This window comes from Paenibacillus sp. N22P23 (assembly GCF_059383735.1).
On record NZ_JBXENT010000001.1, the window covers coordinates 1,708,048 to 1,733,551 of the forward strand.

The following is a 25,504-nucleotide window of genomic DNA, read 5'->3' on the forward strand; positions in this document are numbered from 1 at the left end:
ACCGATTGAAGGAGACTGCGTAAATGAGAAGATGGAGTACAAAAATTGTATCAGCCTTGGCACTGCTTTTGTTTCTGGTTCTTCCTGCTGTGGTCAGTGCCGGAGCACTGGATGACGGCAGTTCGATGCAGCGGCCCGTGCAGGCTTTCGATGTCGTTGCGGGCAAGGTCGTTAAGAGCGTGCCGAACAACGCCGAATTTCAAGGCTACGCGAAGTCTTGGCTGAATTCCGTTACCGGATTGTCGCCAAGGCTGCAGGCCGAAGACAAATGCGGCTATGTGTTCCGCATTCCGCTTGATCAACCAACTGCTGTGAAAGCAGGAGCACTGCAGGTCATGACACAGGACGTTTTCCTGTTCTATTGTCCGAAGAAACCTCAGCTGCTGCTTATTTTTGATGAGAACCGTAAGCCTTATTTGCTGCAATTCAAAGCGAATATCAAGCCTTTCCTTAAAGCGATGGATTTGTAACAAGCTGGCTTCGTACTGAGTAGCTTCACTCCACCCCGCCTTTTTAGGAACCGGGCGCTCGACACTCATTCCAACATTATGCTACATTTAGGCTTAGATTAACGGTGGAGTGATAACAATGGATGGAATAAAAACAGTTCAGATCAGTCCGGCAGACCGGATGACCGGTTTGCCGGCACAATTCTTTGCGGGACTTGTCCGTAAAGCAAATGCACAAGCAGCCAAAGGGCGCGATGTCATCAATTTGGGGCAGGGCAACCCGGATCAGCCTACACCGCCTCATATTGTAGCTGCACTCCAAGAGGCAGCTCCGAACCCGATGTATCATCGTTATCCGCCTTTCAGCGGATACCCGTTCCTTAAACAAGCGGTGGCGCAGCGTTATAAGGAAGATTATGGCGTTGACCTCGATCCGGAGAAAGAAGTCGCCATCTTGTTCGGCGGCAAAACAGGTCTTATCGAAATTAGCCAATGTTTGCTGAATCCCGGTGATATCTGCCTCGTACCTGATCCCGGTTATCCGGATTACTGGTCCGGGGTTGCACTTGCGGGCGGTAAGATGGAATATATGCCGCTTACGGCAGATCATGCTTTTCTCCCGGATTATAATGCGGTATCTCCTGAGATTGCGGATAAAGCGAAGCTGATGTTCATCAACTATCCAAACAATCCGACAGGAGCCACAGCAGGCCCTGAATTTTATAAGCAAACTGTAGAATTCGCGGCAAAACATGGCATCGTTGTTGCGAGTGACTTTGCATACGGTGCGATCGGCTTTGATGGAAAACAGCCTGTAAGCTTCTTGCAGACACCCGGAGCAAAGGAAGTCGGCGTAGAATTCTATACCCTATCGAAGACCTATAATATGGCAGGCTGGCGTGTTGGCTTTGCCCTTGGTAATCCCGAAATTATCTCATTGATCAATCTCATTCAAGATCATTATTATTGCAGTTTGTTCGGCGGCATTCAAGCTGCTGCTGCAGCTGCACTTACGGGTCCACAGCAATGTGTAACCGATCTTGCTGCTGCCTATGAAAGCAGAAGAAATGCCTTGTTCGGCGCGATGGACGAGATTGGCTGGCAAGCATCAAAGCCAAGCGGTTCCTTCTTCTGCTGGCTGCCTGTGCCTAAAGGCTATACCTCCTCTTCGTTTTCTGATCTCGTATTGGAGAAGGCGGATGTCGTGCTCGCACCGGGAGTCGGTTTCGGTACGCATGGTGAGAATTACGTCCGACTTGGACTTCTTGCCCCTGAAGAACGACTGCAAGAAGCGATTCATCGCATCGGTAAACTAGGTCTGTTCGAATAATCAAAAAATAATTTTCACTTCGCCCATAAAGCCCGTCTTTATGGGCTTTTCTTTGCTTTACAGTACCAGGCAGAACATGGTATGATTCTCATTAATTAAAAACCATTAACGTCTTGATGGGGCCAAGTATGCACTCCGCAATGCGACCAGAGAGTAAATTCGTTCGCTGTGAGAATTTACCGTTATTGCTGCAGAAACCTTCCCCGGAACGGCCGGCGATGAGTCGGACAGCGACCTGCTGTTATCAGGTCTAAGAAAGCGGAGCGGCATGCCAAACATAGCCGTTAATAAAGGTGGTACCGCGGAAGTGTAACTTTCGTCCTTTGTATTATACAAGGATGAGAGTTTTTTTTATTTTCCAGGAAAGGTTTGGGAGACAAATGACAGATACCATTGTAGTCAAAATCGGCAGCAGCTCCTTAACCTCCGATGAAGGCGGCATTAATCGGGAACGAATCGCCTTCTTTGCGCACGAGCTCGCCGCCCTCCATGAAGCAGGCTACCAAGTACTGCTTGTCACCTCCGGTGCCATAGCCGCCGGATTCAAGAAAATCGGCTACAACACCCGTCCGAAGCTCGTTCATGAGAAACAAGCGGCCGCGGCCGTCGGTCAAGCTCTGCTGATGCAAGCGTATCAAGAAGCTTTCGCATCTTATGGTGAGCGTGGCGGCGTCGGCGTCGCTCAAATTCTGCTCACCCGGGCCGATTTCTCCAATCGCAAACGAATTCAGAATGCACTGATGACCATTGAAGAGCTGCTCCATCGGCGCATGCTCCCCATCGTGAATGAGAATGACACCGTAGCTACGGATGAGTTGAAGTTCAGCGAGAACGATACGTTATCCGCGCTTGTCGGCAATCTTGTGAAAGCAAAGCGGCTCGTTATTTTGACCGATATGGATGGCCTGTATACGGAAGATCCTCGCAAAAATCCGAACGCCGTTCGCTTCGACCGTGTCGAGCAAATTTCCGATGACATTCTGCGTGTTGCAGGCGGAGCCGGATCTTCAGTAGGAACCGGCGGTATGCGCTCGAAGATTGAAGCTGCACGAATCGCGATGCGCGGCGGTGTACCGGTATTTATCGGCCGTGTGGTCGAGCCCGGCGATTTGAAGCTTGCCGTTGACGGTATCGGCAAAGGAACGTATTTCGATACGAGCCAGCATAACTTGACGACGAAGAAACAGTGGCTTGGCTTCCATTCCATGCCGCAAGGCCGTATCTTCGTCGATCATGGAGCAGAAAGAGCATTGCTCGAAGGCGGCAAAAGCTTGCTGCCTGCCGGCATTCGAACGATCGAAGGCGATTTTCATCCCGGCGATGTCGTCGAAGTGTTTAATGAACAGCAGCAATCGCTTGGCCGTGGCGTCGTCAACTATGCCGCTTGGCAGGTGCAAGCCGTTGCGGGCTTAAGTACGGAAGAAGTACGCCGACGTGTTGAAGTAACTCGAATAGAAGTCATTCACCGTGATGAGTGGGTCACACTAAGAGCTTAAACGACAGGACTTATGAGGGAGAGAGACCATATGAGCGAAGTGCGGGAGAAAGCGGCCCTTGCCAAACAGGCAGCGGGTATTATGAACCGATTGACGACGAATCAGAAGAATGAAGCCCTTCTCGAAATGGCAAATGCATTGATCCGCCATCAAGATTCAATTATTGAGGCGAACCGGATCGACATCGAACGTGGACGTACTAATGGAACGAGCGAATCTCTGCTGGACCGACTGACGCTGACATCGGCACGTGTAGAGGATATTGCCGAAGGACTTCGCCAAGTTGTGCAGCTGAACGATCCAGTAGGTCTTACTTTGGAATCATTTGAGCGTCCTAACGGACTTCGCGTCGACAAAATCTCTGTACCACTAGGCGTAATCGGTATGATCTATGAAGCTCGTCCCAATGTAACGGTGGATGCAGCCGGACTTTGCCTCAAGACAGGCAACTCGGTCGTCCTTCGCGGTGGATCTGCTGCGCTGGAATCCAACCGCCGTATCGTAGAAGTGCTGCGCGATGCTCTTGCCTCCACTTCAATGCCTGCTGAAGCGCTCCAATTGATTGAAGACCCATCGCGCTCTTCCGTTGACGAGATGCTGAAACTGAATGGCTTGCTCGACGTCGTGATCCCTCGCGGCGGCGCATCATTAATTCGAAATGTTGTTGAAAATGCGACCGTACCTGTCATTGAAACAGGCGCCGGTGTTTGTCATACTTACTTGGACGACAGCGCGAAGCCTGCAATGGCATCGGATATCGCATTCAACGCCAAGGTGCAGCGCCCTTCCGTCTGCAACTCGATGGAGACGCTGCTTGTCCACGAAGCTTTCGCCGAACGTCATCTTCGTGAATTAGCCGACCGATTCCTTGCGGCCAATGTCGAGCTCCGCGGCTGTGAACGAACACGTGCCATCGTTCCTGAGGCTGTCGCTGCAACCGAATCGGATTATGCAACGGAATATAATGATTACATTATGAATATTCATATCGTTTCCGGAATAGATGAAGCCATGCAGCATATTAGCAAATATGGCACGATGCATTCGGAGTGCATCGTTACGGAGAATCAAGAACACGCTGATCAATTCTTGCAGCAGATCGACGCAGCAGCGGTGTATCATAATGCTTCTACTCGTTTCACAGATGGCTTTGAATTCGGCTACGGCGCCGAAATCGGCATCAGCACGCAGAAGCTGCACGCCAGAGGACCAATGGGTCTGCCTGCACTGACATCAACCAAATTCCGCATTTACGGCAGCGGACAAATCCGCGGATAGAACAGGAGGATTCACGATCATGACGATACTATCATCTTCTAGTGTTTCAACTGCAATCGGCTCGCTTAAAATGTGTTTCTACGGTGCTGGCTCCATTGCGGAAGCTATGGTTCGCGGACTTCTTGACCGCGGCCTGACCGAACCGGGTCAAATCAGCATGATGAACCGGCAAAACGCTGCTCGAATGGAAGAACTCACGACTAGATACGGCGTGAATACCTCTTCTCTTGATGCGGATAAAGCCACCATGCTGCAGGAAGCGGATATTGTGTTTCTAATGATGAAGCCGAAAGATGCCGCTGAAGCAATCAGCCAAGTGCGTGAGCTTCTGCATCCCGGTCAACTGATCATTTCCGTTATTGCCGGCATGACCATACGCACCTTGGAAACACTCCTAGGCAAGCCGATGCCGATTGTTCGTACAATGCCTAATACGTCAAGCACGATCGGTCTTGGTGCAACCGGAATCAGCTTCTCCGCTTCCGTCACAGGCAATCAGCGCGATCTTGCCGAAACGATGTTTCAAGCGGTAGGCTTAACGGCGGTTGTGGAAGAACAACTGCTTGAGGTTGTTACAGGGTTATCTGGCAGCGGACCTGCCTATGTCTATTACCTGATGGAAGCTATGATTGCAGCAGGCAGCCAACTTGGTCTTACTGAGGAGGCCGCTCGCGATCTGACCGTTCAAACCGTACTAGGAGCCGCACATATGGTGAAAGCTACTGGGGAGAACCCTGCTGATCTGCGCCGCAAAGTTACATCTCCTAATGGCACAACTCAAGCTGCAATTGAGAAATTAGATGCAAACCACTTCTCGCAAGCCGTTATTAGTGCGATTACACGTGCTGCTGAACGCGCTGCTGAAATGGGAGCAGAGATTGAAAGGAAAGCGACATCATGAGTGAGCAAGCTGTATGTATAGCAACCTATCGTTGTTACGATGACAAATCAGATTTTCATAAGAAAGCACAAGGAATTGCTGTAGGCTTAACAGTCGGCAGCTGGACAGACCTGCCGGAAGCGCGTAAAGCTGAAATGGAGAAACATCTGGGCCGCGTTATTTCCGTGGACGTTTATGAAGGCTCCGCTCCAGGAGAGCGTTATGCCGATCTTCGCATCGCCTATCCGGATGTGAACTTCAGCCGTGACCTCCCTGCACTTCTTGTTACGGTATTCGGCAAGCTGTCCATGGATGGCCGAATCAAACTGCTCGATCTGGATTTCTCAAGCAGCTTTGTTTCTGTTTTTCCCGGACCGAAATTCGGTATCGAAGGTGTACGCAATCTACTAGGCGCTCATGAGCGTCCTTTACTAATGAGTATCTTCAAATCCGTAATCGGACATGATTTGCCTAACCTGCGTGAGCAGTTCTATCAGCAAGCGCTGGGCGGCGTAGATCTGATCAAGGACGATGAGATCCTGTTCGAGAACCCGCTAACGCCGCTTGAGAAACGGGTTGAAGCTTGTATGGAAGCTGCGCGTCAAGCAGAACTCGTAACGGGGCAGAAGCTGCTGTATGCCGTGAACTTGACTGGCCCGACTTCCAAGCTCGCCTCACAAGCGAAACGCGCGATCCATGCTGGCGCTAATGCACTCTTGTTCAACGTGCTCGCGTATGGATACGACGTCCTGCATGAGCTAAGCAGCGATCCGGAAATATCGGTACCGATTGCAGCTCACCCTGCAATGGCAGGCGCTTTGTACCCTTCCGCACACTACGGCATTGCCGCACCTTTGCTGCTTGGTAAGCTGATGAGACTTGCCGGCGCGGATCTCGTTCTCTTCCCCTCGCCATACGGCTCTGTCGTGATGCCGCGTGAAGAGAACTTAGCGGTGCAAGCAGCCTTAATCGACCCTGCGCTGCCGGTAGCACCAAGCTTCCCGGTTCCTTCGGCGGGCATTCATCCCGGACTTGTCCCGCTCATTCTGCGCGACTTCGGCACCGATGTCGTCGTCAATGCAGGCGGAGGCATCCACGGACATCCGATGGGAACAGCAGCTGGCGGACAAGCGTTCCGTATTGCGATTGAAGCCGCAAGAGCAGGCATTTCTCTGCCTGAAGCAGCAGCGAAGCCAGGTAACGAACCGCTTCAAGCTGCGATTGACAGCTGGGGGTACAAAGAATAATGACCATGAACAACCTTGCATCTAGAACACCAAAACGCGTTATCTTTTGTGACTTTGACGGCACGATTACAGAGAACGATAATATTGTCGCAATCATTCGGCACTTCAATCCACCTGGCTGGGAAGCAATCGTGAACGACATTGTCGGTCAACGCAAGACGATTCGTCAAGGCGTTGGCGAGTTGTTTCAACTGCTGCCATCCTCGATGAAACGGGAAGTCGTAGACTACGCGATTTCCAATGCTACCATACGCGCCGGTTTTGCTGATTTGCTGCAATACTGCAAAGATAATCAAATTGAATTCTTCGTCACGAGCGGCGGCATCGACTTCTTCGTCTACCCGCTGCTTGCGCAGTTTAACATCCCGGAGAATCATATTTACTGCAACGGCAGTGATTTCTCAGGCGATCAGATCGAGATCACATGGCCTCACCCCTGTGAAGGCGAATGTAAGACCGACTGCGGCATGTGCAAAACAACCATTATTCGCCGCTTCCCTAAAGGTCAGTACGAGCGCATTCTAATCGGCGACAGTGTGACGGATTTTGAAGGAGCGAAGCTTGCTGATGTGGTATTCGCACGCTCTCATTTAACGCAGAAATGCAAAGAGCTCGGACTTTCCTATCACGAGTTTAAGACGTTCCACGACGTCATCGATGTATTGAAATTGCAGGAGGCGACCACCTAACGATGTCATTTGCTCAGATTGCATTAGAAGACAAGCAGCGTGTGCTTGCAGAACTAACCGAGGTCAAGAGTCTATTCGCTTCCCGCGGCTGGTTTCCGGGAACGAGCGGCAATCTTTCCATTCGAGTAGGCGAATTCTCGCCCGAGGATTTCAATTTCGCCATTACGGCAAGCGGCAAAGATAAGTCGTTATCGACACCGGAGGATTTTCTGTTCGTCGATCAATCCGGCAAGCCGAGCGAGCCTACTCGTCTAAAGCCTTCGGCTGAAACGTTGATCCATTGCGAGATCTACCGCCAAACGGGCTGCGGCGCAATTTTTCACATCCATTCCGTCTATAACAGCATCGTCTCCGAGCTATTCTGGGAGCGTAAATCGATCCCGGTTGACGGCGTAGAGCTCATTAAAGCGTTCAATATTTGGGAAGATGATGCCCATATTGACATCCCGATCGTGTCTAACTTCACGCATATTCCAAGCATCGTGCCAGAGGTTACAGAGCGACTTGATCCTCGTATTCCGGGCATTATGCTGCGCAAGCACGGCATTTACGCTTGGGGGGCAAATGCCTTTGAAGCAAAACGTCATCTGGAAGCATTCGAGTTTCTGTTTGAATATGTGTACCGCTGGGAACTGCTGCACCGTAAAGGTTAATCTTCACAGCGCGATGAAAAAGGCGATAGAGGCAAGCTGCTTGCAGCTTATCTTTATCGCCTTTTATCTTGTGCCGAGCTCGGTTTTAGCTGCTGTGCAGCCAGAACGGCTAACTCAATTTTATTAATTGCAAGACAGTGCTCTTCGGAAATGACAAACACCTCTGGCATCGGCAGCTGTTCAAAGTACCCATCCACATCGCTTGGATCCTGAAACCAATCTGTACGACTGCCTATCTCAACAGGTACATCCTGCCAAGCTGCAGTCAGCTCCGGGCTTGCCAATTTCTTCGCTCCCCGCTTCAACTTACAGCCATCCAGCTTCTCTACGTAACTTCTCGTCGATTGTGATCGCAATTGCTTCGTAAATAAATGCGGGGCATAATCGGCTCTTGAGCCTGTATGATGCACAGCCCGGACAAACGCCAGAACACCTTGATGCACTTCTGGTACGCCATAAAGGATGGCATACAAACGCTTCCCGAATTCAATTCTCTCCTTCAAGCTGCGGAAATTCTCAAGCACCAGCCCCGCAAGCTTCATAGCCCCTTCGTTCGGAGCGCCATAGGGCATAAATACAGCATTCGTTTGAAGTGGCGTCTGCATGAGGAATGCGGTTTTTCGAAGGACATGCTCGTTGAAGTAAGTACTGCAAACAAGAGGCTCCTCAATTACATGCTGTTCATTCACAATAAGTGCGGTTGTTAGAAGGGCTGCATCCTTCCGGCGCCAGAATTGCGACCAAACCGGACGCATGAAACTAGACACGCCAAAGGCGGGCAATAACGAGAAGAGCTCTCGCCCTTCCTTCCGCGAAGCCTCATAGAGTAACAGCTGGGGATAGGCATCTTGAAAAATCATAGCATTCGCGCGTTCCAGCAAGAGAAACGTCTGTTTGCGATAGGCACGATCAAGCAGTCTCGGCAGCAGCTCCCCCTGCAGATCCGTCATATTCCAACCGCCATTGCGGGAAACCAGATGGGCCAGCAATGCCCAGTGCAGCTCAGGACTGCGAAAATAGACCGCGCGATACGCCTCCGTGCGAGTCACGTTATTCTGATTGGCGATCTCTGTTTCATGACGAATTCGATGGATTAATGCACGCTCCTGCTCGTTATACAACTCGGATAACGACTCTTTAGGTGACTCCGTTGTTGAATGTTCGCCGAGCGTTTTCCAGCTTGCTCGCAACTCTCGGACGTACTCCGGCTTCAGCTCCAGCGGAATCGCATGCTGAACCAGCTTTGAAGAAGCCCGTTTTGCCCGCCGCTTCGCCGCTACATAAGCAGCGATTCGTGCAGGCAGCCTGCGCAGTACAAGAATGATGCGCTTCATTACCGATGGGTTGGTGCTGCCTTGATGCTCCATGCACTTCGCCACTCCTTTCATTTTGGGGCGACATCCGTTTATTCATGTCCACGGGTATACCATTTAGTATGGGCTTCTCTACAATCAATTAGCCGCTCGTAGTATACTGAAGAGAATAGGACGAATTTGTGCAGGAGGTCTGCAAACGATGTGTGGACGTTATACCATTACAGTTTCTTTGGAAGAGCTTATGTTACGTTATTGGATTTCTTCCACGAATGTGCCTTATCATCAGCCCAAATATAATGTAGCGCCAGGTCAAATGGTGTTCGCTATCGTTGCCGATGGCTCGCAGAACCGTCTTGGCGAGCTCAAATGGGGCCTTGTCCCTTCCTGGGCAGACAGTCCGAAGGTTGGTAACAAAATGCTTAACGCGCGCTCTGAAACGGTATGGGAGAAACCTGCCTTCAAGCAGCTCATCCGCCGTAAACGCTGCATTATTCCGGCCGATGGTTTCTACGAATGGCGGCAAGACGAGAAGGACAAACAGCCCATGCGCATTGTGAAGCGCGACCGAGAGCTCTTCAGCATGGCGGGATTATATGATACTTGGGTTTCACCTGACGGCATAAAACTAAGCACTTGTACGATTCTGACAACTGCGCCTAATGAGCTTATGGCTCCGATTCATAACCGGATGCCGGTCATCCTCCATGAAGAGCATGAGGCGTTGTGGCTGGATCGTTCGATACAAGATCAACAGCAGCTTGATGCATTGCTCAGCCCGTTCCCGTCTGAGCTGCTTGAAGCGTATCCCGTTGGCAAAACGGTCGGCAGTGTGGCAAACGACGATGCTTCTTGTATCACGCCTATTTGAACGCACCGGATGAGCATAAAAAAAACCGCTGATCCTAGGATCAGCGGAACATTGCCCATAATTTGATAAGGTGGAGCGTATTAGACGGATCGATTTTCTGGCCGAGAATGAACGCAATCAATTGCTCTTCTTGCTGATCTGTAAGCGATTCTTGTAAAATGCCGGCTGACGTCTTGACTAGCTTCTTTACTTTCGTGCGATCCTGTAAATCATATTTGGTCACACCATTTAACAGCATCTTCATACGATCCTTCACGACCGGATTCTTCATCTTCAATTTCACACGCTCGACCAGCTCGGGCCGAATACCATATTTCGTGTAGCTCATCTTATGGCTAGCACCTCCGTCCGGCTTCTTGAAGCCATTCGTTGTACTATATGCGAAGACAGCCAACTTAAAAACTAGTCCAAGAGTTCCCCCTGAAAAAGTTGCTCTTTCTTCAATAAGTCACGCAGTCTGGCATAGGCAGCGGCTGACCAGAAATCCGGCTTTGCCGTCATTTCAGCCGCATCGTCCCTGGCTTCCTCGAGCACCCCAAAGTCGGCTGCCATGTCGGCCAGCTTAAAGTCCGGGACGCCGCTTTGCTTCGTGCCGAAGAAATCCCCGGGACCCCTCAGCTCTAAATCCCTCCGCGAAACCTCAAAGCCATCATCGGTCTCCGTCATGATTTTCATCCGTTCACGACCGATTTCCGACTTCGGATCGGCGATCAAGACACAATAAGACTGATGTCCGCCACGTCCTACACGGCCGCGCAGCTGATGCAGCTGCGACAATCCAAACCGCTCGGCATCCATAATGACCATCAGTGTAGCGTTCGGGACGTCGACTCCGACCTCTACCACAGTCGTTGCGACAAGTACATGCACTTCATTCTCGCTGAATGCGCGCATCACTTCATCTTTATCGGAGGTAGTGAGCCGGCCGTGCAGCAGTCCAATCCGTAAATCAGGAAAGGCTTGCTGGATTTGAATATGTAAGTCGATCGCATTCTGCACATCCAGCTTCTCCGATTCCTCGATGAGCGGACATATAAAATAACACTGACGCCCTGCCTCTACCTCACGTCGAATAAAACCCAGCACCCGGTCCAGCATATTATGCTTGACCCAATTTGTCTGAATCGGCTTCCGACCCTGCGGCCGTTCACGCAAAGTAGAAACATCCAGATCTCCGAATGCCGTAATGGCAAGCGTTCTGGGAATCGGTGTCGCTGTCATCGTAAGCACATCCGGATTCATCCCTTTGCGGCGCAATACGCTCCGCTGGTTGACGCCAAATCGGTGCTGCTCATCCGTTACAACTAAGCCAAGACTGCGGAAATTAACGCCTTCCTGGATAATCGCCTGTGTACCTACGATGACATCAATAAGGCCCATCTGAAGTCCTGCCAGCACATCGCGGCGCTTCTTCTCCGTCAAGCTGCCGGTTAGCAGTGCTACTTGAAGCCCTACGCCGCCTAACATCTTCTGTAATGATCGGTAGTGCTGTTCCGCCAGTATTTCCGTCGGCACCATCAGCGCTCCTTGATGACCTGCCTTGTAGGCGGCAAATAGGGCAATCGCTGCAACGACCGTCTTCCCAGATCCAACATCACCCTGCAGCAATCGATTCATACAGGAGGGATGCCGCATATCAATCAATATTTCGTTAACGACCTTCTTCTGAGAATCCGTCAGCTCAAAAGGCAGCGTACGCACGAACACCCGGATCGATTCCGCATCAACCACATGTGCGACGCCATCCATCCGTTTACGATTGATCGTTCGATACGCTTGCAGCTTTAACTGGAATAAGAACAGCTCCTCATAGACAAGTCGGCGGCGAGCCGCTTGTCCTTGCGCAATGTCCTCGGGCTGATGAATTTGTTTGACCGCATCTCTGCGCAGCATGAGCCCATGCTTGTCCATCAATTCCACAGGCAGAATCTCTTCCACCATCGTGCCATATTGGAGCAGCGCTTGTGCCATGATTTTGCGTATCCAAGGCTGTGTCACACTTCCGCCAACGGAATAGACGGACTGCAGCGTCCCTGAGCGCGATGCCCCTTTATCAGGGAACTCTGATTCCGATACCGTAATTTGCAGCCGCTGCTGCTCCCATTTGCCCGTCAGAACGATATCCCGGCCGGGTACCAACTGATCCTGTAGAAAATGTCTATTAAACCAAACGGCCGTCACTAATAGACCGTCGATTACGATCTTACAAGTTAAGCGAGTCTTAGCGCGTCCGAGCCGCTGCAAGAGAGGATTGCCCATAATCTTGCCTTCAACCGTCGCTTTCTCCCCATCCTTCGTTTCCCCTAAGCTCCGAATGCGATAATCTTCATATCGAAACGGAAAATAATCCAGCAAATCTGCGATCGTATGAACGCCAAAGGCGTGAAGCTCCAATTCCTTCTGAGCACTCACGCCTTTCATTTGCCGGACCGTTATCTGATCCAGCTTCATCCCCATTACCTCACACCCGCGTAATAAATAATGCAGCGGCACCTGGACCCGCATGTGTTCCGATAACGGAACCGATCTCAGTCTGCCGGATGCTGCGTATGTTAAGCTGTCCCTGCGCCATAGCTGCAAGCTCAAGCGCCAGCTCGTTCTTATGTGTCCACCCGACCGTCATTTCTATCGGGTCATTGCCGAAATCATTCTTGAACAAATCAATGATGCGCTGCATCGCTTTCTTGGTGCCGCGAACTTTATCAACGGCCATTACTTCACCTTCGCTGTCGATCGTCAGAATAGGCTTAATGTTGAGAATCGAACCAAACAGAGCAGCTGCCTTGCCGATTCGACCGCCTTTCTGTAAATACTCGAGCGTATCCAGCAGGAAGTACATCTTCCGATCTTTAATCATGCTCTCTACTTTGGTAACAATGGCTTCTTTGGTTTCACCCGCCGCTGCCATTTCTGCCGCTTTCACGGCCAGCATTCCGCTGCCATAGGAAGCCGATTTGGAGTCGATCACGGTAATATCGCCTTGCACTTCAAGCAAGGTTGAGCCAAGAACCGCGGATTGATAGGTGCCGCTTAGTGCAGAGGACAGATGAATAGAGATAATAGATACGTCCTTGCCTGTACCGAGCACACGCTCATACGCTTCCATAAACTCAACTGGAGAGGGCTGTGAAGTTGTCGGCAGCATTTCCGCTTTCGCCAATCGTTCATAGAACTGGTTGTTCGTAATGGTGACCCCATCGAGATATGTGTCCTCGCCGAAGAGTACCTTTAGAGGCACCATTTCGATAGTATGCTGCTCACGAACACGTTTTGGAATATCTGCCGTACTATCCGTAATAATCTTGATTGTCCCCATACCAGCACCCCCTATTCCACTGCAAAAAGATAAGGATAAAGCGGTTGTCCGCCTTCATGTACCTCGAGTTCCGCATGTGCAAAGGTTTCCGTTGCCCAGCGTACGAATTCATCGGTAACGGCCGCGTCTGCTTGCTCCCCTGTGAGAATCGTCACTAGTTCTCCGCCGTCTTCCAGCATTCTTGCGAGCAGCTCTCGGCAAGTTTCCTGCAAGCTTGAAGATGCTGTCACGATGGATTTCTCCATGATACCAATATAATCGCCTTCATGAATCGTAATGCCGTCAATCGAAGTGTTCCTAACTGCATTCGTCACTTGACCCGAACGTACCTGCTTCGCAGCCTCGCTCATCGCTTCCGTGTTCTCTTCAGCAGTCCCGTCTTCCTTAAAGGCCAGAACAGCCGCAAGGCCCTGCGGGATATTCTTCGTTTGTATAACGGTTACGTTTCTTTCACATAGCTCTGCAGCTTGCTGCGCAGCCAAGATGATGTTGCCGTTGTTCGGCAGTAAATAAATATGTTCAGCCGACAGTGATTCGATCGCATTGACGAAATCCTCCGTCGAAGGGTTCATGGATTGACCGCCAGACAACACGACATCCACATTGTTATCCATGAAGATCGAGGCAATCCCTTCGCCCATAGCCACTGCAATGATTCCGAATGCTGCCCACTCATGAGCAGATTCCGCCGTAATGGACGCTGCAGGAGTGCCTGTAAGCACCTCCGAAACCGCAAGCCCAAGCGCTGCTTCCTCCACGATCGCCGTTTCCTTCAGAGGATCGTCAGTGATCGCTGGAGCAGGTGGCGTGCTGCTGTTTAGATGGGCCTCTTCTTCCTGAAGAAGATCACGATGCTGCTCACGCATGTTAAGAATATGAATTTCAGTTAGCTCACCATAAGGCAGTGCATAATTCAGCACATCTCCCGGCTTGCGCGTATGAACATGAACTTTAATGATTTCATCGTCAGCAATGACAAGAATCGAATCCCCGTCTCTGCTGAGCATGCCTTTGAACAAGGCTTCGTCGAAGCGCAGCGCATTACGGCCTGCAAGCTTCCGATTAATGAAAAATTCCATATCGTATAAGAATTCAATATTCTCTGTTGCCAAACGGGATTGCGCACTGGATGGCACTAGGTTAGGACGTGCAACCGATGGTGTCGTCACGGCCTTCATCGCTGGGAACAGCTCTGGTGACGCTGCCTCCGAACCGATATGGCTGTCATCGGCAGTTCCGATGTTCTCGGATAATGCACGTAGAAAACCTTCATAAATACAAACAAGTCCCTGACCGCCGGAATCCACTACACCTACTTGCTTAAGTACCGGAAGCAGATCAGGTGTACGTGCCAACGATTCATTCGATTTGGTAACAACCTCGCGCATCATTTCTGTCATATCTGTTGTGCGCTTAGCGATCGACACCGCATGTTTAGCGGTATCCTTCGCAACGGTTAGGATCGTCCCTTCTACAGGCTTAACAACGGCCTTGTAAGCCATGTCTACACCATTTTGAAGTGCGGCAGCAAACTGCACCGGATCGATTTGATCCAAGTTGACGATACTCTTTGCGAACCCCCGAAATAATTGTGACAAAATAACGCCGGAATTCCCGCGCGCTCCCATAAGCAATCCTTTAGAAAGCGCTTCCGCAACTTTGCCTATTGCTGGGGAGGATTTGCTCTGCAGCTCGCGTTTTCCTGACGTCATCGTTAAATTCATATTCGTCCCGGTATCACCGTCCGGAACCGGGAACACATTCAGCGCGTTTATGCGCTCAACATTTCTTTGCAAACTTTCCGCTCCGCTCAGTACCATACTTGTAAAGTCTGAGCCGTTAATAAAGCGTTTAATCAAACGTATTACCCCTTCCTACCGAGATACCCGTACGCCTTGGACAAAAATATTGATGACGTCTACCTTGACGCCGATGACCTCATTCATCACATATTTCACTTTCGACTGAATATTATGTGCGACCTCGGAAATTTTTGTGCCGTAGCTAACGATGATGTACAAATCAATGTGTAAGTAGTCGTTCTCTCGGTGGACTTCAACACCGCGCGATAAATTATCTCGACCAAGCAGCTCGGCAATTCCGTCTTTCAGCTGCTTTCTTGAAGCCATCCCTACCAGTCCATAACAATCCAGTGCCGCTGAGCCGGCAAGAACGGAGATAACATGGTCGGTTATGAATACATTGCCTAAATCCGAATTAATCTGCAGGGGCATGGAAAACCACTCCTTCACCGTTATTATTATGGACTAAATAACATTGTACTATAAATAATGACGATTTTGAAGTCCAACGCCCATTTTACGACCATTTTCTGCATGATAAGCGCTTTATATACCTTTGATAAGGAAACTTCAAATGCTTGATGAATGTGATTTGTTATGTTATTATATTGGAGTCTGTTTATTTGCAGTGATTCTTCAAGGGAGGTGTATTCCATGTCTCGCAAATGTGCCATTACGGGCAAAGGCCCAGGGGTAGGTAATCATGTTTCGCACGCTAACAACAAAACTCGCCGCACTTGGGGCGTTAACGTTCAAAAAGTTAGAATTCTTGTTGACGGTAAACCAAAACGTGTTTATGTCAGCACTCGTGCTCTGAAAGCCGGCAAAGTGACTCGTGTATAACGGCATTTAAGCCATGGACAAAAAGCACCTGATTCAATCAGGTGCTTTTTTGCATGTCTAGGCACAGGGGGGACCCATTGCTGTTGCTCTGTGCTCAGGATGCTGCATGTCGAACCGTTCCTTATGCGACATCACACTGCGAACAGCAGCCGCTAATTCTTTTGGAACGTATTCAGAATCGCCTTCACGAAGCCACCCAAAAACTTCGGCAGCTTGATCGTGTAAAATTTCATGCTCCACCCCTCCTAAGAGTTTTGCGTCAGCAAAACCGTTCATAAGCATAAGCTCTAGTTTTGCATGTGCGTGTGCGTGAGCAAAACGTTCTTCGTATGCTGAATAAACATCCGTAACGGTCCTCTCAGCCTTTTCTTACACAAAAAAGGCTACAAGAACGTTCGTTCATGTAACCATACTATGCGATCTATGATTGTCCTATTCCAAACCCGAAGTCATCGGCCAAGGCTAGGTGGTAGTCATCGGATGCGCCCTTGCATAAAGGACAACGGCAATCACAATGGTAAAGAAAAGAAAAAACAATAGCGACATCACACCAAATACTATCCTTGATCGTAGGGATGTGAACCGCTTAAAATAGAAGATTGCAATAACCAGTGCAAGAATGGAGAACAGAAAATTGACGCCAGTCTTTACGTTTGGAAATATCGCCAGCATCAAACCGCAGCCTAAACTAAACAGTGTGCATAGTAAGCCTTTCTTCAACCGCTCGCCCATCTTATGTCCTCCTAACGCAGAGCTGAGATAGCTGCTGCGCGATCCTGTTCAGTGAAAACGGCATTCCCGGCTACGAACACATCGGCGCCCGCTTCTCTGACAAGCTTCGCCGTCGCCCCATTGATACCGCCATCGACCTGGATTAACATGTCACCAAGACCCCGCGATTCAAGCAGGGCACGCAGCTGACGAATCTTCTGCAGCGATTGATGGATGAATTGTTGGCCTCCGAAGCCCGGATTCACGGTCATAAGCAGAACCATATCCAAATCGCCCAGCACATTCTCCAGCACATGGATCGGCGTAGCCGGGTTCAGCGCAACACCGACAGGCAGTCCGGCTTCTTTGATTTGGTGGATAACGCGATGTAGGTGAACGCATGCTTCCGCATGTACCGTAATACGGTCAGCACCTGCAGCCACGTAAGACGCGATATGCAGCTCCGGGCGCTCAATCATCAAGTGAACGTCAAAGACAAGCTTGGTGGATGGCCGAACGGCTGAGATAACAAGCGGTCCGAACGTAAGTGTTGGGACGAAATGACCGTCCATCACGTCAATATGAATCCAATCCGCTCCGGCACGATCCACGTCTTTGATCTCGTCTGCAAGTGTCGCAAAATTAGCCGACAATATCGATGGTGCTATGATAGACATTTCAGTACCTCCGCTTTTTCTCTTTCATTTCCTCCATGAACAGCACGTAATTGCTATGACGGCTTGGCGCGATTTCACCGCGCTCCAGCGCATCCAGCACCGCACATTCCGGTTCATGAATATGTGTGCAGCCACGGAATTTGCATCCCGAAGACAGCTCACGCATTTCCCTGAAACAAGTGCCTAATTCTTCAATGCCAAGCTCGGCAAAATCCAACTGACTAAAGCCAGGCGTATCTGCAACATAACCGCCGCCAATATCGATAAGCTCCACATGACGAGTAGTATGCTTACCGCGGCCAAGTCGATTGCTGATTGCGTTTGTCTCGAGTGTGAGGCCCGGTACGAGCGCGTTGAGCAGTGAGGACTTCCCTACGCCCGATTGACCGGCGAACACGGCCAGATGGCCTTGCAGGCGCTCTGACAATGCCGGGGTTCCTTCACCTTGCCTTGAGCTCGTCACAAGTACCTCATAACCGATCGGCTGATAAATACGCAGCACATCGCTCATTGCAGTTCTTGCTTCTTCTGAATCCTTGCCATCATCTGCGAGATCCTGTTTGCTGAGGCAAAGTACCGCTTGGATTCCAGCATGCTCGATATGAACAAGAAACTTATCAAGAAGCTGCAAGTTCAGTGCTGGCTCCGTTACCGAGAAAACCAGTACAGCAAGATCAATATTCACAACAGGCGGGCGAATTAACTCCGAGCTTCGCGGCAGGATTCGATTTACGGCTCCTTCGCCGTTCTCTGTCTCTTCATATTCGACGATATCACCGACGAGCGGTGATTCGCCGCGATTCTTGAAGATCCCGCGGGCTCTGCACGTGATCGGCACAACATCGGAGGAAGCATCAAGCGGCCTTACATAGTAATAGCCGCTCAACGCTTTGACGATCCGTCCTGTTAAATCAGTCTTGTTATTGGTCTGTCTCGTTTGTGGTCGCATTGCCATCAGTCGGATTCTCCTCGGTTTGCGCTGGCTGATCTGCCGGCGGCGTTTCAGTGCCTGGGACCGTTTCCGGTGTTCCAGTGTCACCTGATTTTACATCTTCATACGTTTTGGAGAAGGTATCGGTAAATTGATTGTCTCGATAAATGGTAACCATTGCTTCCGTGTTTGGATCCAGGACGACTTTAACCGGGAAGGTCTGTGTATCTTTAATTTTCCGTTTGCCCCACTCGATATTCTCACCGCGGGCATCGGTATACGTAATGCGAATATCGCTCGATTTGCCAGCTACTGCCGGTGATATAACGATATTGAACGTATATTCGATTGCTTCCTCCGGCAATCCGGAGCTCACAGTGATCGTAATCGCCGCTCCTTCGGACACCTGAGCTTCAGGGTCGAACGGATATTGCGCGATAACGGTTCCTTTTTCTTTATAGCTTGGTTCGCGAACGATGTCAGCTTCATTAATTGTAAGACCTTTGGACTTCAGAAGCGCAATGGCTTCTTTCTCCGTCTTATCAATCAGCTTCGGCATCGGGAATGTTTCTTTCCCTTGGCTGACCGTTAAACTGAATTTCACCGTTTTCGGATCAAATTCAGCACCTTCCTCAGGCGTCTGTTCCAATACAGTACCTGGCGTCTCATCGCTGAAGGTTTCTTCCTTGGAAATATTATCTTGTGCCACGCCCAGAGCAACCAATGCTGCTACCGTATCCTCATAGGACTTACCGGCGTAGTTGCCGGCTGCCGCAAGCTTAGGACCTTTACTGACATACAGCTTAATGAAAGAGCCTACCTTCACCCGTTGATTCGGCTTGGATTGCTCATAGACAACGTCCTTCTGAACCCCTTCTTTATCCGTATAAATCGAGGGTTCTTCCACTTTAAGGCCCGCCTGTTCCAGCGTGGTGCGGGCTTCCGTTTCTGTCATATTGACCACATACGGCACATCCACCTCTTCGATATCAAACCAGCTCAGAACGGTCATTGCTCCCCAATAAACAAGTGCAATAATAATCAACGTGGAAGCAACGGTCACGACAGGCTTGACCCATCTGCGTTTGCGCGGCTCCTCTTCAAGACCGTTCGAATTCCAGCGATCCTGATCCGGCTGATCTGCTGATATTTTCACTTTCTCGGCCGTACTGCTCGGATCGGATTTCGCAGTCGAAATCGTGTCCGTCATTTTATCGGCAATGCTGCCGCGAATCGCAGGCATGACGCGTGTCTCGTCAAAATCAGCATTGGCGAATGTGGCCTTCGGCTCTTTCAAACGCTCCGGCTGCAAGCAAGTTTCCAGATCGCTGAGCATTTCTTTGGCCGAAGCATAACGTTCAGCCGGATTCTTCCGCATCGCTCGCAAAATCACATTTTCTACACTTTGCGGTATGTACGGGTTAAGCGTTCTTGGCTCGGCGAACGTTTCTTGCAAATGTTTCAACGCTACGCTGATCGGACTCTCACCTAAGAAAGGCAGCTTCCCCGTCACCATTTGGTACAGCACGATGCCAAGCGAATACAAGTCGGATTTCTCGCCGGTTACGACGCCTTTGGCATGTTCGGGTGAGAAATAATGAACGGACCCCACCACCGAACCGGTTTGAGTAATCGTAGATGATGTCACCGCGCGCGCAATGCCGAAATCGGTCACTTTCACGCGGCCGTTCTTGCCGATGAGTATATTATGCGGTTTGATGTCACGATGAATGATTTGATTATAATGCGCGTGTTCAAGGGCGTCGCAAATTTGGATCGCTATACGAACAGCTTCCTCGGTTTGCAACGGTGCACGCTCTTTAATAATTTCGTTTAAGTTGTTGCCTTCAACATATTCCATGACGATGTAATGGGTATCGTCCTCTTGTCCAACATCATAAATACTAACGACGTTGGAATGGGATAGAGAAGCTGCCGATTGTGCCTCGCGTCTGAAGCGGCGAATGAATTCCTCATCATGTACGAATTGCTGACGCAGCACTTTAACCGCAACATGACGATTGAGCAAGATATCTTGGGCTTTATAAACAAGCGCCATGCCGCCTCCGCCGATGCGTGTAATAATTTCATATCTTCCGCCTAATTCATGTCCTATCATGTCGATCACCCCTCGAGCTCTGTGTCTTCGGCATGATGCAGCAGCACTACTGTAATATTGTCGTCTCCGCCGGCATCAAGTGCCAGCTGTATGAGTCGATCTGCTTTTTGATCCAATGTGAGATCATCCTGCCCTAAAGTCTCCATGATTGCTGCAGTACTAGCCATTGTCGTTAGACCATCGCTGCATAACATAAGCAAATCACCGGCACGCCACGATGTGCAGATGATATCCACTTCAACTTCTTCATCCGTGCCGAGTGCACGTGTAATCACATTTCTTCTCGGGTGCACCGCCGCTTCTTCAAGCGTGATCTGACCCGATTTAACCAGTTCTTGAACAAGCGTATGATCCTCAGTCAGCTGAGTCATGACGCCTTCTCTCCATTTATAAACCCGGCTATCGCCGATATGACCGATGACTCCGTTATCATCTTGTATAAGTGCGGCAACTATGGTCGTTCCCATATTATGAAATTGTTCGTTGTTGGACGCCATGTCAAAAATCACTTCGTTCGCTTGCAGAATAGCCTGGCTCATAAGCAGCTTCCGCTCTTCCAAAGACAGCGCAGCAGTAACATCCTGAAGCGCCTCCCGGAAAGTATCTACCGCTAATTGGCTGGCCACTTCACCTGCTTTGTGACCGCCCATGCCATCGGCTACTATTGCCACGGTCAGGCCGAACTCATAAGAGTCCGACCAAGCCGTGTCTTCATTGATAGATCGAATACGCCCAACATCGCTCCGATAAGCGATTTTCACAACTCATCACCCCGCCGTAGACTCCATATGTTTAGCACGTAGTTGTCCGCAAGCTGCTGCAATGTCATGACCTTGTTCTCTGCGGATGGTGGCATTGATATTGTTCTTCTCTAGAATGCGGTGGAACTCGAAAATCTGCTCACGCGGAGTTCGTACATAATCGCGCTCCGGTACGTGATTGACCGGAATCAAATTCACGTGGCACAGCATTCCTTTCAGTACGTCAGCCAGCTCTTGAGCATGTTCGCTTTGATCGTTTACACTGCCGATCAAGGCGTACTCGAACGTGATCCGGCGTCCTGTCTTGGCAATGTAGTAGCGGCAAGCTTCCATAACTTCTTCGAACGGGAAGCGGCGGTTAACCGGCATCAGTTTCGAGCGGAGCTTGTCGTTAGGCGCATGAATCGAAATCGCCAAATTGATTTGCGTGTTTTCTTCGGCGAATTTGTACATGCTCGGCACGATGCCGCTTGTAGAAACCGTAATATGACGCTGGCCGATATTCAGCCCTTTCTCATGGATCATGTTTCGAAGGAACGTCATTGTCGCATCATAGTTCTCGAAAGGTTCGCCTGAACCCATAATAACGATGCTGGAGACACGTTCTTTCGTCGCGTCAAGCATCTGCTGAGCCACGACAACTTGCGCCACGATTTCACCGGCTGTTAGATTACGTTTCAAGCCGCCTAGCGTCGAAGCACAGAATGTGCAGCCGATCCGGCAGCCTACTTGCGTCGTCACACAGATGCTGTTTCCGTAGTTGTGACGCATAATAACCGTTTCGATGGCATGATTGTCATGCAGACCGAAGAGGAACTTCACCGTGCCGTCCTTCGATTCGAATTTCGTAATCTCAGTCAACGTTACGAACGCAAATTGCTCCTCAAGTTTCTGGCGAAGCCCCTTCGAGAGATTGCTCATCTCTTCAAAGCTATTCACGCGCTTAACATAAATCCACTCAAACACTTGAGTCCCACGGAAAGCGGACTCGCCATTCTCTTTCATCCAATCTTGCAATTGATCTAACGTATAGTCGTAGATGAACGGTTTCATCGATTTTACACCTGTTTCTTTTATCAAAATATGTTCTAAGCCCTCTTGATAAGAGTGCCCCTGATTATTTTACCACAAACGCCCATAACAGGCCACTTGATGCTGTCATGGGCGTTTGCAAGGTTTGGAATTGCTTAGTTAACTCGCTTCAAACGGGCAATAAAGAACCCGTCGCTGCCAAACTGCTGCGGCAGCAGCTGAACCATGCCGCCAAAGTTCTCATCTATTACTTGACCTTCTTTAAGCGGCTGCAGAATATGGGATGGCCAGTCTGCATCGAGTTCGAAAGCAGGCTGATTCGCCAGAAACTTCTCGATTTGCCCTTCATTCTCTTCACGTTCAATCGTACACGTACTGTATACGAGCGTACCACCCGGCTTGACCAGCTTGGCTGCCACTTGAAGCAAATCAGTCTGCAACTTAGCTATTGCGTGAACATCGGCTTCGCTCTTCGTCCATTTGATTTCGGGTTTGCGTCTGATGACACCGAAACCGGAGCATGGCGCATCGAGCAGTACCAGATCGAAGCTCTGCGGCTCGAAGCGTGAAGCAAGCTCCAGCGCATCACCGGTTACCGCTTCAATCGCGTTTAGACCAAGGCGCGCAGCCTGTTCTTCAATAAGCTGCTTCTTGTGCGGGTGAACGTCGTTCGCGTACACGTGGCCGCGATCCTCCATCAGCTCGGCCATATGCGTCGTTTTGCCGCCGGGAGCTGCGCAGCAATCCAGCACTTTCATGCCCGGCGTTGGCGCGCACACTTCGGCAACCAGCATCGAACTCTCGTCTTGGAGCGTCCATAGCCCGGATTGATAACCTTCCGACTGAGCAAGGTTGCCGCCTCCATTAACGATGACTGCCGCATCTGCAAGCTTCGATGCAACTGCGTCATACCCATTGTCCGTAAGAAGGCTAATGGCTTTCTCACGAGATAAGCGCAGCGGATTCACGCGCAAGCTGCTGTGCGGAGGCTCATTGCCGGATGCACAAATTTGCTCAGCTGCTGCCTCGCCGTAGCTATCGATCCAGCGCTTAACCAGCCAATCCGGATACGAATGCGTAATGCCGATCCGTTTAACCGGGTTGGCATTCTCAATAGGCTCTTTCAGCTCGGACAAGCTGCGCTCTAAATTACGGAGAACGCCATTAACCATACCCGAAATACCACTATGGCCGCGTCGTTTGGCAATGGAGACAGCTTCGTTCACCGCAGCATGAGGCGGAATCCGATCAAGCAGCAGCAATTGGTACGCACTCATCCGAAGCAGTACGAGTACCCAAGGCGTCAGCTTGTTAAAGCCTTTTGTAACGAGAATGTTCAGCCTGTCATCAAGCAGCCTTTGATGCTGGATTGTTCCATATACCAGTTCTGTTGCCAGACCGGCGTCCTGGCGTGAAAGCTGAGCGTCTTGAAGCGCACGATTCAGCTGCAAGTTACTGTACGCTCCGGCTTCTGCCACCTTCACAAGCGTATCGAGTGCAACCTCGCGCGCTGTTTTACGTCTTTGCTGCTGCTGCTGTTTCACGCCACCCGGAGCTCCGTTTGGTTTCTTGCCGCTCCGACCTTGTCCTGTCGCGACGCCACCTGTCCCTTTACCGCGATCGTTGGGCCCGCCGCTCATTCTTCACCACCGCCGAACAATGTGCCTGTTTCGAGTCTGGCACCTTTCAGCCATTCCACGGCATCCATTGCTTTCTTCCCGGCAGGTTGAATATTCGTCAAAAGCAGTGCGTCCTCGCCTGTTTTCACAAGGATGCCTTCATCGGACAGGTCAATAACTGTACCAGGCACTACTCCTGTACTGCTGTGCTTTACAACACGGCAGCCCCATACTTTGAACGGCTCACCATTCCATAACGTAAAACCGCCTGCCATTGGGGAAAGTCCGCGAACTTGATTATTAATTTGACCTGCTTTACGGCTCCAGTCGATCCGCTCATCCTCGCGTGACAGGTTTGGTGCGTATGTAGCTTCATCATGATTTTGCACAATCCGATTTGCGGTTCCAGCTTCAATTGCAGGCAATGTTTCTGCAAGCAGCTTCGCACCGGCGTCAGTCAGCTTCGCAAACAACGTACCTGAATTATCATCTTCCGCAATCGGCACCTCAACTACGCTGATCATGTCGCCGGTATCCAGTCCTTCGGCCATGTACATAATGGTCACACCCGTTACGCTCTCGCCATTGATAATGGAGCGCTGTATCGGAGCGCCGCCGCGATAACGCGGAAGCAAGGAGCCGTGAACATTAATGCAGCCAAGACGCGGAACTTCCAGTACCGCTTTCGGCAAAATTTGACCATATGCTGCCGTAACGATGAGGTCCGGATGCAGCTCCGCAATACGCTGAACGGTATCGGATCCGCGCAGACGTTCCGGCTGTGCAACAGGCAGGCCGCGAAGAAGAGCCGCTTCCTTAACCGGAGGCGGCGTCAACGTTTTTTTGCGACCTTTCGGGCGATCAGGCTGTGTGACAACCAGCTCTACGGTATGTCCTGCGGCAAGAATAGCTTCTAAAGATGGAACGGCAAAATCAGGCGTTCCCATAAATACGATTCGCATCTATTCACTCTCATTCCGGGGAGGACGGCTTGCCGTATCGTAAATCGAAACCGCAATATCCGTAAACAATACGCCATTCAAATGGTCGACTTCATGCTGAAAAGCGCGTGCCAAAAAATCAGCCGCTTCCATCTCAAACGTTACGCCGTTACGGTCCTGCCCTCTTAGTTTAATACGTTGTGCACGGTTAACATCACCGCTGATTTTAGCAATACTGAGGCAACCCTCTGGTCCAAGCTGTTCGCCCTCAGACGCGATGATCTCCGGGTTTACCATTTCAATCAAGCCATTATCATCGCCAACATCGACGACAATGACACGTTTGGAAATGCCTACCTGCGGTGCAGCCAGACCTACTCCGTCCGCGTCGTACATCGTCTCCGCCATATCGCGAAGCAATTTATGCAAATTAGCATTAAATTTGGTTACCACTGCTGCGCGCTCGCGCAATACCGGATCTGGATCTTGAACAATCAGTCGAATAGCCATCAATTGACCTCCTAGAATAAAAATGTAAACTTATAA

At 50.3% G+C, this 25,504-nt stretch carries 26 protein-coding genes; 10 read left to right on the top strand and 16 right to left on the bottom strand.

Translation table 11 applies throughout. From position 1 onward, the window contains the following. Positions 1–23 precede the first annotated feature (23 nt). The 8 genes from AC506A_RS08045 (at position 24) to mtnB (ending at position 8,022) form a co-directional block, all read left to right on the top strand. Positions 24–470 (top strand): hypothetical protein, encoded by a 447-nt coding sequence (locus AC506A_RS08045; protein ID WP_495460433.1) that lies wholly within the window; start codon positions 24–26, stop codon positions 468–470. A gap of 118 nt (positions 471–588) precedes the next feature. Then, complete coding sequence (locus AC506A_RS08050; protein WP_495460434.1) at positions 589–1,779, top strand: pyridoxal phosphate-dependent aminotransferase; 1,191 nt, start codon at positions 589–591, stop codon at positions 1,777–1,779. Positions 1,780–2,159: 380 nt separating this feature from the next. Next, complete coding sequence (gene proB, locus AC506A_RS08055) at positions 2,160–3,275, top strand: glutamate 5-kinase (protein ID WP_495460435.1); 1,116 nt, start codon at positions 2,160–2,162, stop codon at positions 3,273–3,275. A gap of 30 nt (positions 3,276–3,305) precedes the next feature. Then, positions 3,306–4,553 carry a glutamate-5-semialdehyde dehydrogenase gene (locus tag AC506A_RS08060; RefSeq protein WP_495460436.1) on the top strand — a complete coding sequence of 416 codons (1,248 nt, stop codon included), beginning with the start codon at positions 3,306–3,308 and terminating at the stop codon, positions 4,551–4,553. Between the two features lie 19 nt (positions 4,554–4,572). Next, positions 4,573–5,454, top strand: a complete 882-nt coding sequence (proC, locus tag AC506A_RS08065; RefSeq protein WP_495460437.1) for a pyrroline-5-carboxylate reductase — start codon at positions 4,573–4,575, stop codon at positions 5,452–5,454. After that, on the top strand, positions 5,451–6,680 hold the full coding sequence (locus AC506A_RS08070; RefSeq protein WP_495460438.1) for a 2,3-diketo-5-methylthiopentyl-1-phosphate enolase: 1,230 nt from the start codon (positions 5,451–5,453) through the stop codon (positions 6,678–6,680). The genes proC and AC506A_RS08070 overlap by 4 nt, the downstream gene beginning before the upstream one ends. Positions 6,681–6,685: 5 nt before the next feature. After that, positions 6,686–7,369 (top strand): 2-hydroxy-3-keto-5-methylthiopentenyl-1-phosphate phosphatase, encoded by a 684-nt coding sequence (locus AC506A_RS08075; protein ID WP_495460997.1) that lies wholly within the window; start codon positions 6,686–6,688, stop codon positions 7,367–7,369. Positions 7,370–7,371: 2 nt separating this feature from the next. Further along, complete coding sequence (mtnB, locus tag AC506A_RS08080; protein WP_495460439.1) at positions 7,372–8,022, top strand: methylthioribulose 1-phosphate dehydratase; 651 nt, start codon at positions 7,372–7,374, stop codon at positions 8,020–8,022. Positions 8,023–8,075: 53 nt separating this feature from the next. On the opposite strand, the gene AC506A_RS08085 is transcribed toward mtnB, so the two are convergent. Further along, positions 8,076–9,389 carry a DUF2515 family protein gene (locus AC506A_RS08085; RefSeq protein ID WP_495460440.1) on the bottom strand — a complete coding sequence of 438 codons (1,314 nt, stop codon included), beginning with the start codon at positions 9,387–9,389 and terminating at the stop codon, positions 8,076–8,078. A gap of 148 nt (positions 9,390–9,537) precedes the next feature. Between AC506A_RS08085 and AC506A_RS08090 the strand changes: the two genes are divergently transcribed. Beyond that, on the top strand, positions 9,538–10,206 hold the full coding sequence (locus AC506A_RS08090; protein WP_495460441.1) for an SOS response-associated peptidase: 669 nt from the start codon (positions 9,538–9,540) through the stop codon (positions 10,204–10,206). Positions 10,207–10,246: 40 nt separating this feature from the next. On the opposite strand, the gene AC506A_RS08095 is transcribed toward AC506A_RS08090, so the two are convergent. From AC506A_RS08095 to AC506A_RS08115, 5 genes are all read right to left on the bottom strand, one after another. Then, the gene (locus AC506A_RS08095) at positions 10,247–10,534 is read right to left on the bottom strand and encodes a stage VI sporulation protein F (protein WP_495460442.1); all 288 of its coding nucleotides are present in this window, start codon (positions 10,532–10,534) and stop codon (positions 10,247–10,249) included. Between the two features lie 74 nt (positions 10,535–10,608). After that, positions 10,609–12,663: an ATP-dependent DNA helicase RecG gene (gene recG / locus AC506A_RS08100; RefSeq protein WP_495460443.1), complete on the bottom strand. Its 2,055-nt coding sequence runs from the start codon at positions 12,661–12,663 to the stop codon at positions 10,609–10,611. A 4-nt stretch (positions 12,664–12,667) separates the two neighbouring features. Continuing rightward, positions 12,668–13,522 carry a DegV family protein gene (locus tag AC506A_RS08105; protein WP_495460444.1) on the bottom strand — a complete coding sequence of 285 codons (855 nt, stop codon included), beginning with the start codon at positions 13,520–13,522 and terminating at the stop codon, positions 12,668–12,670. 11 nt (positions 13,523–13,533) lie between these two features. Further along, on the bottom strand, positions 13,534–15,342 hold the full coding sequence (locus tag AC506A_RS08110) for a DAK2 domain-containing protein (RefSeq protein WP_495460998.1): 1,809 nt from the start codon (positions 15,340–15,342) through the stop codon (positions 13,534–13,536). 54 nt (positions 15,343–15,396) lie between these two features. Further along, on the bottom strand, positions 15,397–15,756 hold the full coding sequence (locus AC506A_RS08115; RefSeq protein WP_090978269.1) for an Asp23/Gls24 family envelope stress response protein: 360 nt from the start codon (positions 15,754–15,756) through the stop codon (positions 15,397–15,399). Between the two features lie 222 nt (positions 15,757–15,978). On the opposite strand from AC506A_RS08115, the gene rpmB reads away from it, so the two are divergent. After that, on the top strand, positions 15,979–16,167 hold the full coding sequence (gene rpmB / locus AC506A_RS08120) for a 50S ribosomal protein L28 (protein WP_495460445.1): 189 nt from the start codon (positions 15,979–15,981) through the stop codon (positions 16,165–16,167). Positions 16,168–16,319: 152 nt separating this feature from the next. Here the strand turns inward: rpmB and spoVM are convergent, their stop codons facing one another. The 10 genes from spoVM to def all read right to left on the bottom strand — a co-directional run bounded on the left by spoVM (position 16,320) and on the right by def (position 25,468). Then, on the bottom strand, positions 16,320–16,400 hold the full coding sequence (gene spoVM / locus AC506A_RS08125; RefSeq protein WP_010345573.1) for a stage V sporulation protein SpoVM: 81 nt from the start codon (positions 16,398–16,400) through the stop codon (positions 16,320–16,322). Positions 16,401–16,629: 229 nt separating this feature from the next. Continuing rightward, entirely contained in the window at positions 16,630–16,899 is a 270-nt protein-coding gene (locus tag AC506A_RS08130; RefSeq protein WP_495460446.1) for a hypothetical protein, read from the bottom strand. A gap of 11 nt (positions 16,900–16,910) precedes the next feature. Beyond that, positions 16,911–17,555 carry a ribulose-phosphate 3-epimerase gene (gene rpe / locus AC506A_RS08135; protein WP_495460447.1) on the bottom strand — a complete coding sequence of 215 codons (645 nt, stop codon included), beginning with the start codon at positions 17,553–17,555 and terminating at the stop codon, positions 16,911–16,913. A gap of 1 nt (position 17,556) precedes the next feature. After that, positions 17,557–18,510 carry a ribosome small subunit-dependent GTPase A gene (rsgA, locus tag AC506A_RS08140; RefSeq protein WP_495460448.1) on the bottom strand — a complete coding sequence of 318 codons (954 nt, stop codon included), beginning with the start codon at positions 18,508–18,510 and terminating at the stop codon, positions 17,557–17,559. Further along, positions 18,476–20,605 carry a Stk1 family PASTA domain-containing Ser/Thr kinase gene (gene pknB, locus AC506A_RS08145; RefSeq protein ID WP_495460449.1) on the bottom strand — a complete coding sequence of 710 codons (2,130 nt, stop codon included), beginning with the start codon at positions 20,603–20,605 and terminating at the stop codon, positions 18,476–18,478. Before pknB ends, rsgA begins: the two co-directional genes overlap by 35 nt. A 5-nt stretch (positions 20,606–20,610) precedes the next feature. Beyond that, the gene (locus tag AC506A_RS08150) at positions 20,611–21,366 is read right to left on the bottom strand and encodes a Stp1/IreP family PP2C-type Ser/Thr phosphatase (RefSeq protein ID WP_495460450.1); all 756 of its coding nucleotides are present in this window, start codon (positions 21,364–21,366) and stop codon (positions 20,611–20,613) included. A 6-nt stretch (positions 21,367–21,372) separates the two neighbouring features. Then, entirely contained in the window at positions 21,373–22,419 is a 1,047-nt protein-coding gene (gene rlmN, locus AC506A_RS08155; protein ID WP_495460451.1) for a dual-specificity RNA methyltransferase RlmN, read from the bottom strand. Between the two features lie 134 nt (positions 22,420–22,553). Beyond that, positions 22,554–24,038, bottom strand: a complete 1,485-nt coding sequence (gene rsmB, locus AC506A_RS08160) for a 16S rRNA (cytosine(967)-C(5))-methyltransferase RsmB (RefSeq protein WP_495460452.1) — start codon at positions 24,036–24,038, stop codon at positions 22,554–22,556. Further along, positions 24,035–24,979 carry a methionyl-tRNA formyltransferase gene (gene fmt / locus AC506A_RS08165; protein ID WP_495460453.1) on the bottom strand — a complete coding sequence of 315 codons (945 nt, stop codon included), beginning with the start codon at positions 24,977–24,979 and terminating at the stop codon, positions 24,035–24,037. The genes rsmB and fmt overlap by 4 nt, the downstream gene beginning before the upstream one ends. Next, positions 24,980–25,468 (bottom strand): peptide deformylase, encoded by a 489-nt coding sequence (def, locus tag AC506A_RS08170; protein ID WP_495460454.1) that lies wholly within the window; start codon positions 25,466–25,468, stop codon positions 24,980–24,982. Positions 25,469–25,504 lie beyond the last annotated feature (36 nt).

Excerpts from the sequence above, each read along its gene's own strand:
- rsmB (WP_495460452.1), bottom strand. The coding sequence starts at position 24,038 with ATGAGCGGCGGGCCCAACGATCGCGGTAAAGGGACAGGTGGCGTCGCG.
- AC506A_RS08070 (WP_495460438.1), top strand. The coding sequence starts at position 5,451 with ATGAGTGAGCAAGCTGTATGTATAGCAACCTATCGTTGTTACGATGAC.
- fmt (WP_495460453.1), bottom strand. The coding sequence starts at position 24,979 with ATGCGAATCGTATTTATGGGAACGCCTGATTTTGCCGTTCCATCTTTA.
- AC506A_RS08050 (WP_495460434.1), top strand. The coding sequence starts at position 589 with ATGGATGGAATAAAAACAGTTCAGATCAGTCCGGCAGACCGGATGACC.
- AC506A_RS08075 (WP_495460997.1), top strand. The coding sequence starts at position 6,686 with ATGAACAACCTTGCATCTAGAACACCAAAACGCGTTATCTTTTGTGAC.
- rsgA (WP_495460448.1), bottom strand. The coding sequence starts at position 18,510 with ATGGCAATGCGACCACAAACGAGACAGACCAATAACAAGACTGATTTA.
- spoVM (WP_010345573.1), bottom strand. The coding sequence starts at position 16,400 with ATGAAATTTTACACGATCAAGCTGCCGAAGTTTTTGGGTGGCTTCGTG.
- AC506A_RS08045 (WP_495460433.1), top strand. The coding sequence starts at position 24 with ATGAGAAGATGGAGTACAAAAATTGTATCAGCCTTGGCACTGCTTTTG.
- proC (WP_495460437.1), top strand. The coding sequence starts at position 4,573 with ATGACGATACTATCATCTTCTAGTGTTTCAACTGCAATCGGCTCGCTT.
- rlmN (WP_495460451.1), bottom strand. The coding sequence starts at position 22,419 with ATGAAACCGTTCATCTACGACTATACGTTAGATCAATTGCAAGATTGG.
- AC506A_RS08130 (WP_495460446.1), bottom strand. The coding sequence starts at position 16,899 with ATGGGCGAGCGGTTGAAGAAAGGCTTACTATGCACACTGTTTAGTTTA.
- AC506A_RS08095 (WP_495460442.1), bottom strand. The coding sequence starts at position 10,534 with ATGAGCTACACGAAATATGGTATTCGGCCCGAGCTGGTCGAGCGTGTG.
- AC506A_RS08060 (WP_495460436.1), top strand. The coding sequence starts at position 3,306 with ATGAGCGAAGTGCGGGAGAAAGCGGCCCTTGCCAAACAGGCAGCGGGT.
- proB (WP_495460435.1), top strand. The coding sequence starts at position 2,160 with ATGACAGATACCATTGTAGTCAAAATCGGCAGCAGCTCCTTAACCTCC.
- def (WP_495460454.1), bottom strand. The coding sequence starts at position 25,468 with ATGGCTATTCGACTGATTGTTCAAGATCCAGATCCGGTATTGCGCGAG.
- AC506A_RS08090 (WP_495460441.1), top strand. The coding sequence starts at position 9,538 with ATGTGTGGACGTTATACCATTACAGTTTCTTTGGAAGAGCTTATGTTA.
- AC506A_RS08115 (WP_090978269.1), bottom strand. The coding sequence starts at position 15,756 with ATGCCCCTGCAGATTAATTCGGATTTAGGCAATGTATTCATAACCGAC.
- rpe (WP_495460447.1), bottom strand. The coding sequence starts at position 17,555 with ATGTCTATCATAGCACCATCGATATTGTCGGCTAATTTTGCGACACTT.
- AC506A_RS08085 (WP_495460440.1), bottom strand. The coding sequence starts at position 9,389 with ATGGAGCATCAAGGCAGCACCAACCCATCGGTAATGAAGCGCATCATT.
- rpmB (WP_495460445.1), top strand. The coding sequence starts at position 15,979 with ATGTCTCGCAAATGTGCCATTACGGGCAAAGGCCCAGGGGTAGGTAAT.
- AC506A_RS08105 (WP_495460444.1), bottom strand. The coding sequence starts at position 13,522 with ATGGGGACAATCAAGATTATTACGGATAGTACGGCAGATATTCCAAAA.
- AC506A_RS08110 (WP_495460998.1), bottom strand. The coding sequence starts at position 15,342 with ATGGTACTGAGCGGAGCGGAAAGTTTGCAAAGAAATGTTGAGCGCATA.
- pknB (WP_495460449.1), bottom strand. The coding sequence starts at position 20,605 with ATGATAGGACATGAATTAGGCGGAAGATATGAAATTATTACACGCATC.
- mtnB (WP_495460439.1), top strand. The coding sequence starts at position 7,372 with ATGTCATTTGCTCAGATTGCATTAGAAGACAAGCAGCGTGTGCTTGCA.
- recG (WP_495460443.1), bottom strand. The coding sequence starts at position 12,663 with ATGGGGATGAAGCTGGATCAGATAACGGTCCGGCAAATGAAAGGCGTG.